Genomic DNA, 13,686 nt, shown 5'->3' on the forward strand with positions numbered 1-13,686 from the left:
GGTCACCACGCCAGCCACTCCCCGCCCCGGTTGCTGCTCTCACGCACGGTTTCGATAAACCTCATGCCCGCAAGCCCTTCGGCGATACCCGGCAGCCAGGGCGCGTCGCCACCGCGAATTTTAACCGCCGCTTCACGGTAAATTTGCGCGAAACCTTCCAGATATCCTTCCGGATGCCCGGCGGGTGTACGGCACTGATGGCGTACGGAATCATGATTATTCACACCGTTTCGCGTGACAACGTAACTATTGCCATGATGAGGGTGAATTTCAAGAATTTCAGGCTGTTGCTGGCGGAAACCTATCGTCGCCCTGCTTCCCACAATGCGCAGACGCAGGTCGTTTTCGAAACCGGGAGCCACCTGGCTTGCCCATAACCGCCCACGAGCGCCGTTGGCGTAACGCATTTCAGCGTACACTTCGTCGTCCAAAACGCGTCCCGGAATGCGCGTCAGCAGTTCGCCGCGCACGGTTTCCGGTTCCATGCCGCTGACAAACGCTGCCAGTTGCCAGGCGTGAGTGCCGATATCCCCAATCGCACCGGCCCCCGCCATGGCCGGATTGCCACGCCAGCTCGCCTGTTTGTTGTCGGTCAACTCCAGCCTGTCGTTGAGCCAGTCCTGCAAATACTCTACTTCGATGGCACGAATATCACCGATTTCACTGTTGGCGATGCGTGCTCGGGCTTCGCGCACCATCGGTAGCGCGCTGTAATTATGCGTCAGAATAAATTGCAGGCCGGTTGCGTCGATAATCTGCGCCAGCTCCTGGGCCTCGGCGAGCGTTACCCCGAGCGGTTTGTCGCAGATCACATGAATGTCGTGTTGCAGAAATACTTTGGCTACCGGAACGTGAAGATGGTTGGGGGTGACAATCGAGACAACTTCAATGCCATCAGGCCGCGCGGCTTCACGCTCGGCCATCTCCTGCCAACTGGCATAACAGCGGTCGGCTGCGATAAACAGCGCTTCACCGCTGCGTTTTGCCACTTCCGGCGAGGACGAAAACGCCCCGGCAACCAGTTCAAACTGGTCATCAAGCCGGGCTGCGATACGGTGCACGCCGCCGATAAACGAGCCTTCACCGCCCCCTACCATTCCTAAACGAAGTCGTTTCATGGTTACTCCTCCAGCCCGAGCATGCGACGCGCCGCTGATTTGTCGCTGTCGCGCAGCGCAAAATCGTCAAAGGCATATTCGGCAACCGGAATAATGTGTTCCGCGATAAATTTTGCCCCTTCGCGCGCGCCTGCGTCACCTGATTTCAGGCAACACTCCCATTCAAGCGTAGCCCATCCGCTGTAGTCATATTGCGCCAATTTGCTGAAGATCCCGTTGAAATTAACCTGCCCGTCACCGAGGGAGCGAAAACGCCCAGGGCGATCAATCCATGGCTGATAACCCGCATAAACGCCGCTTTTTGGCGATGTCTGAAACTCGGCGTCTTTGACGTGAAAGGCTTTGATTCGTGCGTGGTAATGGTCGATAAAACCGAGGTAATCCATGTGTTGCAGCAGCATATGGCTTGGATCGTAGAGAATATTGCAGCGCGGGTGGTTATCGACCAGCGCCAGAAAACGCTCGAACGTGACGCCATCATGCAAATCTTCACCAGGATGTAGCTCAAAACAGACATCAACACCCGCGTCGTCAAAGCAGTCCAGAATTGGCTTCCAGCGGGCAGCAAGTTCATGAAATGCTTCATCCAGCAGTTGCTCATTGCGCGGTGGCCACGGGTAAAAATAAGGCCAGGCCAGTGCGCCAGAAAACGTCGCGTGGGCCTTTAGCCCGAGATTTTGTGAGGCTCGAGCGGCCTGTTTCAGGCTATCGACCGCCCATTGCTGACGCGCAACGGCATCGTGCGCCAGTTCAGGCGGAGCGAAACCGGCAAATGCTGCGTCATACGCCGGATGTACGGCCACCAGTTGCCCTTGCAGATGAGTTGAAAGCTCGCTGATTTCCAGTCCAACATTACCCAAAATGCCTCGGATTTCCGTGCAGTACTCCTGGCTTTCAGCGGCTTTGGCGAGGTCAAAAATATGTGGCAGGTGCGTGGGGATTTGCACCGCTTTGTAGCCCAACCCTGCCGCCCAGGCGGCTAGCGTGTCGAGCGAGTTGAACGGGGGTTTATCGGATATAAACTGTGAGAGAAATATGGACGGCCCTTTCAGGGTTTTCATTACAACATCTCCTTAATTAAAACCGTGCGTTGCTCGCGAACGGCAAGGTCTGCCGCCAGCACCACGGCCAGGCTTTCAACCGCCTGCTGCTGGTGTAACGTCAAATCGCTGTCGTCAAAAATGGCACGAGCAAAAAACTGTTGTTCGAGTTGGCATAAAGCAAAGTGATCGGGTTCGTCGCTCGCCGTCACCCATTCATCCTGGTGAACAAATTCGCCCTGGGCGTTTAATTCGCCATGATGGACACGCAGTGATTCGGTGCGCGTGTGCGCCTCGACATTAGCTGACTGCCCTTCGCCAGCGGCTTCCCGGGCGACAATAGAAACAGAACCTTGCGGGCCAATCACATCTTTAATAAAGAACGCCGTCTGACTCATCATCGGCCCCCATCCCGCCTCGTACCAGCCGACGGAGCCGTCTTCAAAACGTACCTGAAGCTGGCCGTAGTTGAACTGCTCGGATGGAATTTCATCGCTTAAGCGCACGCCAATAGCACTCACCGAGTGCGGGGTGGATTGCGCCATCTGGCACATCACATCCAGATAATGCACGCCGCAATCGACAATCGGCGAGAGCGACTGCATCAGCATTTTGTGGGTGTGCCAGGCGCTACCGCTGCTTTGCTGGTTGAGGTTCATGCGCATCACCAGCGGTTTGCCAAGCCCATGGGATAACTCGATAAACTGCTGCCACACCGGGTGGTGGCGCAGAATGTAGCCAACCACCAGTTTTTTACCTGCCAGACGCGCGGTAGCGACCACGCGTTTTGCCCCGCTCACCGTAGTGGCAAGCGGCTTTTCTAAAAATACATGGCAACCTGCGGCAAGCGCCGTCAGCGCCAGCGCTTCGTGGCTGTCGGGCCAGGTAGCAATGCACACGGCATCCGCCTGCGTTTCTTTAATCGCGCGGTGTAAATCTTCAAACAACGGAATATCGGCGACGAGTTGCGCCCGCAGACGCACTTTAGAATCGCCGCGAGCCACCAGCCCGCAGAGAGTAAATTCGTCCAGGTGCTGATACGCAAGGCTGTGGGCGGCCCCCATATTCCCGCAGCCCACAACCAGCACGCGCAGCGGCTTATTTGCCATGCTGCTCGCCCTCTTTATAGTTGAAACTAAAGAAGAAGATCGCCGCAATCACCACGGCTGCAATCGCTGGCATCCACCAGAATTGTTGCCATTGCAGCAAGCCTTCAGCCCCTTGCGCCGTGACCGAGCGGTTAAATACCGCGCCGCTGATTTGCGAACCGATCAGCATCCCCAGCCCGTAAGTGAACAGCACCAGCAAACTTTGCGCCTGGCCTTTCACTTTGTTGCCCGCCACTTTATCGGTATAGATAAAGCCGATGACAAAGAAGAAGTCGTAACACACCCCGTGCAGGATGATGCCGATATAGATCATCCAGCGTGTCTCTTCGGTAATTCCCAGGGCGAACATCGCGTAACGTGCAAACCATGCCAGCATACCGATAAGCAGCATCATTTTGATGCCCAGACGGCGGAAGAAGAACGGAATCAACAGCATAAACAGCAGCTCAGACATCTGCCCTAACGCCATCACGCCACTGACATTCTCGAACCCAACGGCGGAAATAAACGGTGCGGCGTAGGCGTAATAAGCCGCCAGAGGAATGGAGATAAGCGTGGCGCAGATGATAAACACCATAAAGTGGCGCTGTTTAAGCAACGCGAAGGCGTCAGCACATACGAGGTCACGCATCGAAAGCGGCTTGCCGCGATCCGGCGCGGGGGTATTCGGCAGCGTGAAGCTGTAAATCCCCAACACCACAGAGGCAACCGCCGCCAGGGTGAAGATGCCGGTGCTGTCTGAAAGGCCGCTGGTGCCAACAATCAGCCCCGCCACAATCCAGCCGATAGTGCCGAACGCACGCACAATCGGGAACCCTTTTTCGCTGTTTGCCAGGCTGTGGAACGCCACGTTATTGCTCAGGGCGATAGTCGGCATGTAGCACAGCATGTAAGCGAAAACGACCCACAACAGGCCGCTCTGCCCGCTTTCAAACATGCCCGGCAGCCACCACAGCAGCGCCGCGCCGATGAGGTGCAAGACGCCGAGCACTTTTTGCGAAGCAAAGAAACGGTCGACCAACATGCCAAGCACGAATGGCGATAAAATCGAGGCAATTGGCCCGGTGGAATACGCGTCACCAATTAACGCGCTCAGCCCGAACTTGCCCATCACCACGCCCAGCGTCACATACCAGGCCCCCCAGACGAAAAACTCAAGAAACATCATTAACGACAGGCGTGGAATCACCCATTTATGAGTGACCACTTGTGCCCCAACGGCCGACTGAGAAGACATAAATCCTCCGGTACAGAGTATTGATTTAAGGGTAAGAGTTCTTGTTATGAAATCGATTACATTCGCACTTCAATAAAAATGTAATCGATTTCATGGGGGTTTCCATCATGCTGATGAATTATTTGGTAGTATCAATTCAAATATGGAATGTGGTTCACATTTCAACCGATCGTGCAAAGGATCAACATGTCGATAGATAAAGTGGCGCGCATTGCCGGGGTTTCTACCGCGACCGTTTCCCGGGTTTTAAACGGTAATCCTGCCGTAAAACCCGACACGCGCGACAAAGTGCTGGCGGCGATTGAGGCGTGCGAATACCAACCTAACCTGCTGGCACGCCAGTTGCGCACCTCGCGCAGTCGCATGTTATTGGTGCTGGTGTCGAACATCACCAACCCCTTTTGTGCCCGCGTGGTACGCGGCATTGAAGAGGAAGCCGAAAAACACGGTTATCACATTCTGCTGTGTAATTCGGAATCACGCCTGACGCGTGAATCAGCCTATTTGCGCCTGCTCAGTGGCAAAGTGGCTGATGGCGTGATCACCATGGATGCCATCAGTTGTTTACCTGGGCTGACGACGTTGATTGGCGATTCGCCGTGGGTGCAATGCGGCGAAGGCGATCCCGGTTATCGTGCTTCTTCGGTGACGATTGATAACTTTAAAGCGGCGGCGGCGGCGGTCGATCATCTGGCGACGTCAGGCTATAAACGTATTGCGCTGATCAACGGTGATTTACGCTATCTCTATTCGCAACAGCGCGAAGCGGGTTATCGCGCCGCCTGTGGCAAAAACTGGCAAGCGGTGGTGTACGCCGATAGCCTGGAATATCAGGCTGGCGTGCAGGCCATGGCAGAACTGTTCACCATGCCAGAACCACCGGATGCCGTATTTGCCATCTCCGATGCATTAGCGGGCGGCGCGCTGCATTTTGCCCACGAGCAAGGCCTGCGTGTCCCGGAAGATGTGGCGATAATGGGGTTTGATGGCGTCCCGTTTGGCTCGGTGACTTATCCCCCGCTCACCACCATCGAACAGCCGATGCATCAGCTTGGTGTGCGCAGCGTGCAGTTGTTGCTCGAACGCATCGATAACCCGGAAGTTGAAACTGTGAATGAGATTCTGGACTGGAAGCTGGTGGTTCGGGGATCGGTGTAGGGCTTTATCGTGGTCAATAAGCGCTGCTTTTTATATCCTGAAGCAGCGCCGTATTAATATTACTGGTAATCAATAATCCCGACTTGTTTGGCCATGAATAATTCATTCCTTTCGACAATTTCTTCTACTACTTTACCTGCGGCGTTAAATCTAAAATAAGTCAATGCCGTCCAGGTGACGTCTTTTCCGTGAACATCAAATCCGTGCCAGGTATTAGAACCACGCGCCACATGTTTCAGATGAACCACAACCACATCGTCGGTCACGACTTCTTTGCTGAAGGTGGTTTCTATCGATTCATAGCGGTTAATAACATGTTCGAGCAGCGCTTTTTTGAAGTTCTCAACACCGTGAACAGGCGCATCACAATCAGGGCGATGAATAATCACGTCTTTATCAAAATATTCTTTAACGCGCTCCGCATCTTTTCCATCAACACAATATTTAAAGTATTTCTTTACTGTTTCAAGATTATTTATGCTCATCACTCAATCTCCGATTTAATTATTTAAAACGAGTATAGGGACGTTTGTGATATTCGTAAATAACATATATATTGCATGTGGTATGCAAAAAATGGATATCTTATGAAACTCGACAGACTCGAACGCTGGGCAACCGTCAGGCACTTTCGCCTGGCTATCGCACTCTTCGAATACGGCAGTGTTTTGCACGCTTCACGTTCGTTAAATGTGTCGCAACCTACAGCCAGCAAGCTGTTGCTCGATCTTGAGGATGCGGTAGGGGCTAAGTTGTTCCTGAGAAATCGCCGGGGAGTCACGCCCACCGAACTGGGACGCGCATTTGTTGACCGCAGCAAAATGGTGCTGGCTCAACTTGATCATGTTTCGCAAGCTATCAGTGCCCTGGGAACGGGTCATGCCGGGCGGGTTGCCATCGGCAGTTTATTAACCGGTTCGAGTTATCTGGTTCCGGCGGCGATTGCAAAACTGAGCGTTTCCCGGCCCGACATTCGTATTAAGATTATTGAAGGTGTCAGCGGGGAATTATTGCCGCGACTGGTTTCCGGTGAACTCGATTTTTTAATTGGCAGATTATCAGATATTAGTTCCAACGCGGTGGTCACTCAGGAAGCTTTATTTAATGAGAATGCCATGGTTGTCGTCCGTAAAGGTCATCCGCTGGAGCAAAATCCTCATGCAACACTCGAGAAATTAAAACAGGAAGCGTGGATATTACCGCCCATTGAAACGACATTACGTAAGCAGTTTGATAATACTTTTTATAATAACAACATTGATCCGCCGCATGCGACTATCGAGACGGTTTCCTTCTTCAATATATTATGGCTGTTAAAAAAGACCGATTTATTAGGGATTCTGCCGCAATCCATTGTTACGGATATCACTTACAGCAACGATCTTGTGCGTTTACCGTCATTTGAACCGCTGGTTCTTGAGCAAATCGGTATTTCCCGTTTGACCGGAACGGAACTCTCGCCTGCCGCCACTGCGTTGGTGGAGTCCATTCGTGATGTGATGGGAAGTTCATCGGGAATGTAAAACAGGGCAGCCATGTGGCTGCCCTATTTTTACCTGAATCTTACTTCAACGCTTCTGGCAGCTTAATCACCCAAAGCTCATTTTGCGACTCGGGTTTTTCCAGCGGTTTTAACGAGATTTTGGTGGCAACTTCTTTACCGTCGCGGGTTAAATGCCCTTTGCCGTCCACTTCATATTGGTCAGCTTTTTTAGCGTCGGCATCAGGATTTTCCAGCACCGGTTGCAGGCCGAAATCGTTGTCATTGATCACCGCGATGGTCTGGTTATCAATCAGCGTCATGCCTTCGGCTTTCTCCTGCTGCCAGCCCAGTTTACGCAGATCAACCACCTCTTTTTTCTGCGCCAGTTTAATGCCACGGGCATTCAGTTGTGTGGCATCGTCAAACTCGGGCGCTTTATCTTTATCAAACGAACTCAGATCGCTGGCCTGGCTGAGATCAACCACATACACCAGGTTGCGCATGACTTTGTTTTTGTCGCCGCCCTGTTCGATAAGCAGCAGGCGGTTGTCATCCAGCGCCACGATATCGCCGATTTTGGCATCTTTAGCTTTCTTATAAACATCCACGTCAATCGGATAACCGTACATTTCGGTTTTGCCGGTTGCAGGATTGAAGCTCACCAGGCGGGTAAATTGCGCGGTGTTTTTCGTTTTCCCGTCGATATCCAGCGTACTTTGCACGGCAGCAATAATGCGCCCGTCTGGCATACGCGTAATGCCTTCAAAGCCACGGTTAGCCTGGCGCCATTTGATAATGTTTGGCAAACCGCCCGCCACGCCCTGCTCGCCTTGTTCCGCCTGCGGGCCATATTTTTTGAGGATTTTACCGTTGGCATCAATGTTAATGATGAAAGGACCGTATTCATCACACAGCCAGTAACCGCCTTTGCCGTCCGGCGTGATGCCTTCGGTATCCAGCCCGCGCTTGTCGCTCGATAATTGCTGCAAAGTGTCACCCAGCGCGATTTCATTGGTCGCGCCAATCAAACCTTCAGGCAACGGCAAGCCGCTAATTGGCCCGTTTTCATCATGTAAGGCGTGTGCATCTGTCGCTTCGGCTTTGCCCCCCGCCACGCGAATGGTCATCAGCAATGGGGTGAACTTTGGATTAGCAAAAATCTTCGACTCTTTTTTGCCTGATTTAGGCGAGTCGGCATTCGGGCCGCGATCGGTGACTGTCGCAAACACCAGCGCATCGCCGTCTTTACGGATAAATTGCAGGCCGGAACCCACGCCCACCGGCAATCCGTTCGGGAAGTTGGCAGCGTACGCGCCCTGATACTCAACATGATCACCCTGAGGAAATGTGACAACGTAACGATCAACTTGCGGCTCCGCCGCCTGGCTTGCCAAAGGAAATAGTGAGGTCAATAACAGCGCAAAAGGTTTTAATTTCATGATGTTCGCATCCTTTATTTTGGTCATCGATTTATAAAGCAGCCTTATGACAGAAATATGACGAAAATAAGACCGCTAAATTTCCCGCCCCGAATGCCGATAACCCTCACAGCACTGGCTGAAACGAGTCAGGTTATTTTCTAAACATAAGGGTTTTGTATGTCAGTACGGCGTTTTTCGATTTTAGTTTTCAGTACGTTGCTGCTTATTTTCTTAGCCAGTACCGCATCCAATATCTGGTCTTTAACGCGTAGCAACCAGTCTCTGGATAACGTCAACCGGGAAATCCGCGTGGTGTTATCGGTGATCGACCCGATTAACCACAGCCGCACCATGCGTGTTCGCGCCATGGAAGCGTTAGAAGAACGTGAGCAAGGTTCAGGCGACCAAAGTCAGCTGGCGTTGGATGGCGCAAAGCTGGTGCTCGGCAAAGCGAATTCCGCCTTTCAGGCTTATCTGGAAGCGCCAAAACAGCCTGGCGAACAAGTGCTGGCCGATGCTTATCAAACTGCTTTCGTAAATTATCGCGAACAGGGTTTGCAGCCGTTACTGGATGCGGTTGGCGCAAATGATTTGCAGCGCGCCCGCACGCTCGTGACCTCCACTCTGCCGCTTCTCGACAAACAGTTTGAAGTCGCGCTGGATAAGCTGCTGTCGTTTCGCGAGCAGTACGCGCAACAGCTCAACAAAGATGCGCAATCGGGCTTCAAGCAAAGCCTGGTAAGCATTGCGATTTTTGCGCTGATCTTCGCCATTATTCTCGGGGCAGCGTTCCTGCTGTTGAAGAAAAGAGTCCTTAACGAGCTGGATAAAGCGAAAGCACATTGCACAGAAATCGCCAGCGGTATCCTGCATACGCCGATTGTCGCCAACGCTCGGGATGAAATTGGTGCCATGATGCGCGAGCTGGAGCAGATGCGCGTTTCGTTGGCGAGTATCATCGGCCAGGTGCGTGAATCCAGCCAGACCGTGGCCTACGCGTCTGAAGAAATCGCGGCCGGGAACACCGATCTTTCTGCCAGAACGGAAGAGCAAGCGTCGTCTTTGGGTGAAACAGCCGCCAGCATGGAGCAGCTTACCGTGACGGTGAAATCTACTTCCGACAATTCTCATCAGGCAAATAAGCTGGCAAATGGCATGTTGATTGCCGCCAATGACGGCAACGAGATTGTTAGCGAGGTGATTGATTCAATGCGTAATATTGAGTCTAGCTCCAGCAAGATCGATAACATTATTAGCATTATCGAAGACATTGCTTTCCAGACCAATATTCTGGCGCTGAATGCGGCGGTTGAAGCCGCGCGTGCCGGTGAACAAGGGCGTGGTTTTGCCGTGGTCGCCAGCGAAGTGCGTAACCTGGCGCAACGTTCGTCGGTTGCCGCGAAGGAGATCAAAGAGCTGATTGAGCTGTCAGGTGAGCAGGTGAATATCGGCAGTAATCTGGTGAATCGTGCGGGCGAAAGTATGCAGCGGATTTCTAACGCCATTAAGCAAGTGACGGGATTAATGGAAGAAATTGCGGTGTCGACCGGCGAGCAAAGCCGCGGCATTGAACAAATCAACCTGGCCGTGGTGCAAATGGATGTGGTGACGCAGCAGAATGCCGCGCTGGTTGAACAAGCCTCAGCGGCGGCGATGTCGTTAAAAGAGCAGTCGCAGGCGCTCAATGAAACGGTGGCGGTGTTTAAGCTGGCGTAAACTTGATGTCGGGTGACGCATGCGCTTACCCGACCTACAACTACATGATTTCGTAGGTCGGGCAAGCGCAAGCGCCCCCGACAAAACCGCTTACCAAACCTTTTCGGCAAGCTCCGTCACCAGACGCACTTTGTCCCACTGCTGCTCAGGCGTCAGGCTGTTACCCTCTTCTGTCGAAGCAAAACCGCATTGTGGGCTAAGGCAAATCTGGTTGATATCAACATACTGTGCCGCTTCGTTAATGCGTGCCTGAATCAACTCCGGGTTTTCAAGTTCGCCATTTTTCGTCGTCACCAGACCTAAAACCACTTGCTGATGGCCGGGACGCACAAAGCGCAACGGCGCAAAATCACCGGAACGATCGTTGTCATATTCAAGGAAGAACGCATCAACGTTCACGGTGCCAAACAGCACTTCAGCCACCGGCTCGTAACCGCCTTCAGAGATCCACGTCGAGCGGAAATTACCGCGACAAACATGCAGCCCAATAACCAAATCATCAGGCTTGCCTGCCAGGGCTTTATTCAGCACTTCGGCATAAATCTGCGCCAGTTGGTCCGGGTCGTCACCACGCTGGCGGATTTCCTGACGCTGCGCATCCGAACACAAATATGCCCAAACGGTGTCATCAAGTTGCAGATAACGGCAGCCCGCCGCGTAAAACGCCTGAATCGCATCGCGCCAGGTGGTTGCCAGATCGTCGAAATATTCTTTCAAATCAGGGTACACGGTGCTGTCGATTGCATTACGTCCGCCACGGAAATGCAACACGCTCGGGCTTGGGATCGTCATTTTCGGTACGGCATCGCCACTGATGCTCTTCAGATAGCGGAAATCTTCCAGCATCGGGTGTTCACCGAAGCCCAGTTTGCCGACCACTCGCACGCTGTGGGCTTTGGTCTGCACGCCGTTAAACTGAATGCCCTGCTCCGACTCATAACGCTCAACACCTTGCAGGCCATCGAAAAAGTCAAAATGCCACCACGCACGACGAAACTCGCCGTCAGTCACCACATGCAGGCCGCAGGCACATTGCTGCTCAACCGAGGCACGAATCGCCTCATCTTCCACTTTCCGCAGTTCAGAAGCGTTGATATCTCCTGCCGCAAAAGCAAGACGTGCGTTTTTAATGGTGGCCGGGCGTAAGAAACTACCGACGATGTCGGCACGGAACGGGGCGCGATGAGCTGTGGATTGTGGCATGTGTCTTCTCCTTCCCTGGCTAATTAATTTAGGCAGGTGATAATTCATTATTTGAATATTTAGCCATCTGGATGGCTATTGTTTGAATGAGAATGTCAGATGCGCCCCATGAGGACAAACGAAGATCTTTCATGGTTATTGAAAATTATTCATGTTGTTAAGGCGATGTAAATTCAAAGTTGATCTGCGTCACACTTTGCCGTTAAATATGACGTCCTGTTTTTGAGCATCCTGATTATGATTGTTCGTCCGCATCAACACTGGTTTATCCGCTTGTTTGTCTGGCATGGCTCGGTTCTACAAAAAATCTATTCCCGCCTGCTGCTAAACCTTGCCCTTTCGATTGGCATTATTTTCTTTCTGCCCTGGTATGAAACACTCGGCATTAAACTGACCACCGCCCCGTTCAGTATTCTCGGCGTGGCAATTGCTATCTTTTTAGGCTTCAGAAACAGCGCCTGCTACGCACGTTTTAACGAAGCGCGCGCGCTGTGGGGAAATCTGGCCATTACGCAGCGCTCATTCTTGCGTGAGGCGAAAAGCGTGCTGGGTGAGAATCAATGTCAAATTACCGCGCTGGTAAATTTGCAGACTGCGTTTTGCCATGCTTTGCGGCTGACGCTGCGTAAACGCCCGGTGGAAGAGACACTTAAAAAATACCTGAGCGCAGAAGAATTGCAGTGGGTGGTTAAAAGCCAGGCGCCGTGCCAACGTATCTTGTTGCTGATGGGGAGCTGGCTAGGCGATAAACGCAAACAAGGGCTGATTTCCGATGTGGTGTGGAGCAGTCTGAATCATCATCTTAACGATCTTTCGGCGGTTGCCGGTGGCTGCGAGCGCATTGCGACCACTCCCGTTCCGTTCGCCTACACGCTGATTCTGCACCGCACCGTTTACCTGTTTTGCATCATGCTGCCGTTTGCGCTGGTGACAGACCTGCATTACATGACGCCATTTTTGTCGGTGTTTATCTCGTATACGTTTATCTCGCTCGACACGCTGGCCGAAGAGCTGGAAGAGCCGTTTGGCACCGAAGACAACGACTTGCCGCTGGATGCGATATGCAACAGCATTGAGCGTGATTTACACGATATGGATGAAAGCGAGGAATTACCGGAGAAGTTGCGCCCAAACCGCCATTATCGGTTGAGTTAGGCGCACTATTTATTTATTAGAAGATTGGGCCGACAAAATCACGCTTACCCAATGGCACACCCGCCTGACGCAGGATGTCGTAAGCAGTGGTGAAGTGGAAATAGAAGTTCGGCGTAGCGAATTTGTAGACGTAGCTACGAGCGGTGAAACGCAGTTCGTGTTCGCGAGCCATCACCACGATTGGGCGCTCATCATCGCCGTCCAGTTGAGCATCGGTAATGCCTTTCATGAACTCAACCGTTGCCGCAATGCGAGCCTGAAGCTGGGCAATAGTGGTTTCGTTATCTTCCATCACTGGAGCGTCAACACCCGCCAGGCGTGCAACCGCACGTTTGGCCATATCGGTAGAAATTTGCACCTGGCGCACCAGCGGATACATATCTTCCGCAAGTGTTGCCGCCAGCAGGCTCTCTTCAGTTTTGCCATTCTCTTTTGCCCAGTTGGCGGCTTTATCAAGAATCGCAGATAAATTGTTTAAACCGAGAATAAACTGAGCGTTAGTTTCGCTGTAAATCGACATTGTAACTTCCTTCAGGGATGACAAAAGTGAGCCAAGATTACACTCACTTCACGCCTCGCGGATAGCAAATTCACCACTCAGGCAAAGCTAAAACCTTCATCAGCCCAACCCGCTATTCCACCAATCATAATTTTCACCGGGCGACCCAGGCGCGCCAGTTTAAGCGCTGCGCGATCGGCACCGTTGCAATGCGGCCCGGCGCAATAAACCACGAATAAGGTATCGGCGGGCCACTCGGCCATCCGCTGCGCCGACATATCGCGATGGCGCAAATGCAAAGCGCCAGGAATATGGCGAAGAGCGAAGGCCTCCGGGGAGCCGACCACGTGCAGCAGAACAAAATCCATATCTTCGTCTTTCATCGCGCTATGCACATCGTCGCAGTCTGTCTCGAGACACAGACGCTGGAGAAAATGAGCAGCGGCGATTTCAGGCGCAGCGGCAGGATAATCAGTGACGAAACTCATACAACCTCCTCGTGTGGGTGAGAGACCACTATAGATTGCTGCTTGCCGCTTGACGTGTG

13 protein-coding genes are annotated in these 13,686 nt (G+C 52.5%); 4 read left to right on the forward strand and 9 right to left on the reverse strand.

Annotated elements, in window-relative coordinates; all coding sequences use genetic code 11:
• Positions 1 to 2 precede the first annotated feature (2 nt).
• Genes DY231_RS12830 through DY231_RS12845 form a run of 4 tightly spaced genes read right to left on the reverse strand, consistent with a single transcriptional unit; the run spans position 3 to position 4,504 of the window.
• Positions 3 to 1,118 carry a Gfo/Idh/MocA family protein gene (locus tag DY231_RS12830; protein ID WP_115628802.1) on the reverse strand — a complete coding sequence of 372 codons (1,116 nt, stop codon included), beginning with the start codon at positions 1,116 to 1,118 and terminating at the stop codon, positions 3 to 5.
• Positions 1,119 to 1,120: 2 nt separating this feature from the next.
• Positions 1,121 to 2,179, reverse strand: a complete 1,059-nt coding sequence (locus tag DY231_RS12835; protein WP_115628804.1) for a sugar phosphate isomerase/epimerase family protein — start codon at positions 2,177 to 2,179, stop codon at positions 1,121 to 1,123.
• Positions 2,179 to 3,267: a Gfo/Idh/MocA family oxidoreductase gene (locus DY231_RS12840; RefSeq protein WP_115628806.1), complete on the reverse strand. Its 1,089-nt coding sequence runs from the start codon at positions 3,265 to 3,267 to the stop codon at positions 2,179 to 2,181. The genes DY231_RS12835 and DY231_RS12840 overlap by 1 nt, the downstream gene beginning before the upstream one ends.
• On the reverse strand, positions 3,257 to 4,504 hold the full coding sequence (locus DY231_RS12845) for an MFS transporter (RefSeq protein ID WP_034495186.1): 1,248 nt from the start codon (positions 4,502 to 4,504) through the stop codon (positions 3,257 to 3,259). Before DY231_RS12845 ends, DY231_RS12840 begins: the two co-directional genes overlap by 11 nt.
• A 186-nt stretch (positions 4,505 to 4,690) precedes the next feature.
• On the opposite strand from DY231_RS12845, the gene DY231_RS12850 reads away from it, so the two are divergent.
• The gene (locus DY231_RS12850) at positions 4,691 to 5,662 is read left to right on the forward strand and encodes a LacI family DNA-binding transcriptional regulator (protein WP_115628808.1); all 972 of its coding nucleotides are present in this window, start codon (positions 4,691 to 4,693) and stop codon (positions 5,660 to 5,662) included.
• A 59-nt stretch (positions 5,663 to 5,721) separates the two neighbouring features.
• Here DY231_RS12850 and DY231_RS12855 read toward each other — a convergent pair whose 3' ends face one another.
• The gene (locus tag DY231_RS12855; RefSeq protein ID WP_115628810.1) at positions 5,722 to 6,147 is read right to left on the reverse strand and encodes an ester cyclase; all 426 of its coding nucleotides are present in this window, start codon (positions 6,145 to 6,147) and stop codon (positions 5,722 to 5,724) included.
• A gap of 102 nt (positions 6,148 to 6,249) precedes the next feature.
• Here DY231_RS12855 and DY231_RS12860 point away from each other — a divergent pair, with 102 nt between their 5' ends.
• A complete protein-coding gene (locus tag DY231_RS12860) occupies positions 6,250 to 7,185 on the forward strand; it encodes a LysR substrate-binding domain-containing protein (protein ID WP_172588691.1) in 936 nt (311 codons plus the stop codon).
• Positions 7,186 to 7,225: 40 nt separating this feature from the next.
• On the opposite strand, the gene DY231_RS12865 is transcribed toward DY231_RS12860, so the two are convergent.
• Positions 7,226 to 8,584 carry an esterase-like activity of phytase family protein gene (locus tag DY231_RS12865; protein ID WP_115628814.1) on the reverse strand — a complete coding sequence of 453 codons (1,359 nt, stop codon included), beginning with the start codon at positions 8,582 to 8,584 and terminating at the stop codon, positions 7,226 to 7,228.
• Between the two features lie 159 nt (positions 8,585 to 8,743).
• Here DY231_RS12865 and DY231_RS12870 point away from each other — a divergent pair, with 159 nt between their 5' ends.
• Positions 8,744 to 10,282, forward strand: coding sequence for a methyl-accepting chemotaxis protein (locus tag DY231_RS12870; protein ID WP_115628816.1), 1,539 nt, complete (start codon positions 8,744 to 8,746; stop codon positions 10,280 to 10,282).
• Positions 10,283 to 10,372: 90 nt separating this feature from the next.
• Here the strand turns inward: DY231_RS12870 and DY231_RS12875 are convergent, their stop codons facing one another.
• On the reverse strand, positions 10,373 to 11,485 hold the full coding sequence (locus DY231_RS12875; RefSeq protein WP_115628818.1) for a cobalamin-independent methionine synthase II family protein: 1,113 nt from the start codon (positions 11,483 to 11,485) through the stop codon (positions 10,373 to 10,375).
• Positions 11,486 to 11,722: 237 nt separating this feature from the next.
• Between DY231_RS12875 and DY231_RS12880 the strand changes: the two genes are divergently transcribed.
• Positions 11,723 to 12,640, forward strand: a complete 918-nt coding sequence (locus tag DY231_RS12880) for a bestrophin family protein (RefSeq protein WP_115628820.1) — start codon at positions 11,723 to 11,725, stop codon at positions 12,638 to 12,640.
• A gap of 16 nt (positions 12,641 to 12,656) precedes the next feature.
• On the opposite strand, the gene DY231_RS12885 is transcribed toward DY231_RS12880, so the two are convergent.
• Positions 12,657 to 13,160, reverse strand: a complete 504-nt coding sequence (locus tag DY231_RS12885; RefSeq protein ID WP_115628822.1) for a DUF1993 domain-containing protein — start codon at positions 13,158 to 13,160, stop codon at positions 12,657 to 12,659.
• Positions 13,161 to 13,237: 77 nt separating this feature from the next.
• Positions 13,238 to 13,627: a rhodanese-like domain-containing protein gene (locus tag DY231_RS12890; RefSeq protein WP_115628824.1), complete on the reverse strand. Its 390-nt coding sequence runs from the start codon at positions 13,625 to 13,627 to the stop codon at positions 13,238 to 13,240.
• Positions 13,628 to 13,686: the final 59 nt, after the last annotated feature.

Source organism: Buttiauxella agrestis (assembly GCF_900446255.1).
GTDB lineage: Bacteria > Pseudomonadota > Gammaproteobacteria > Enterobacterales > Enterobacteriaceae > Buttiauxella > Buttiauxella agrestis.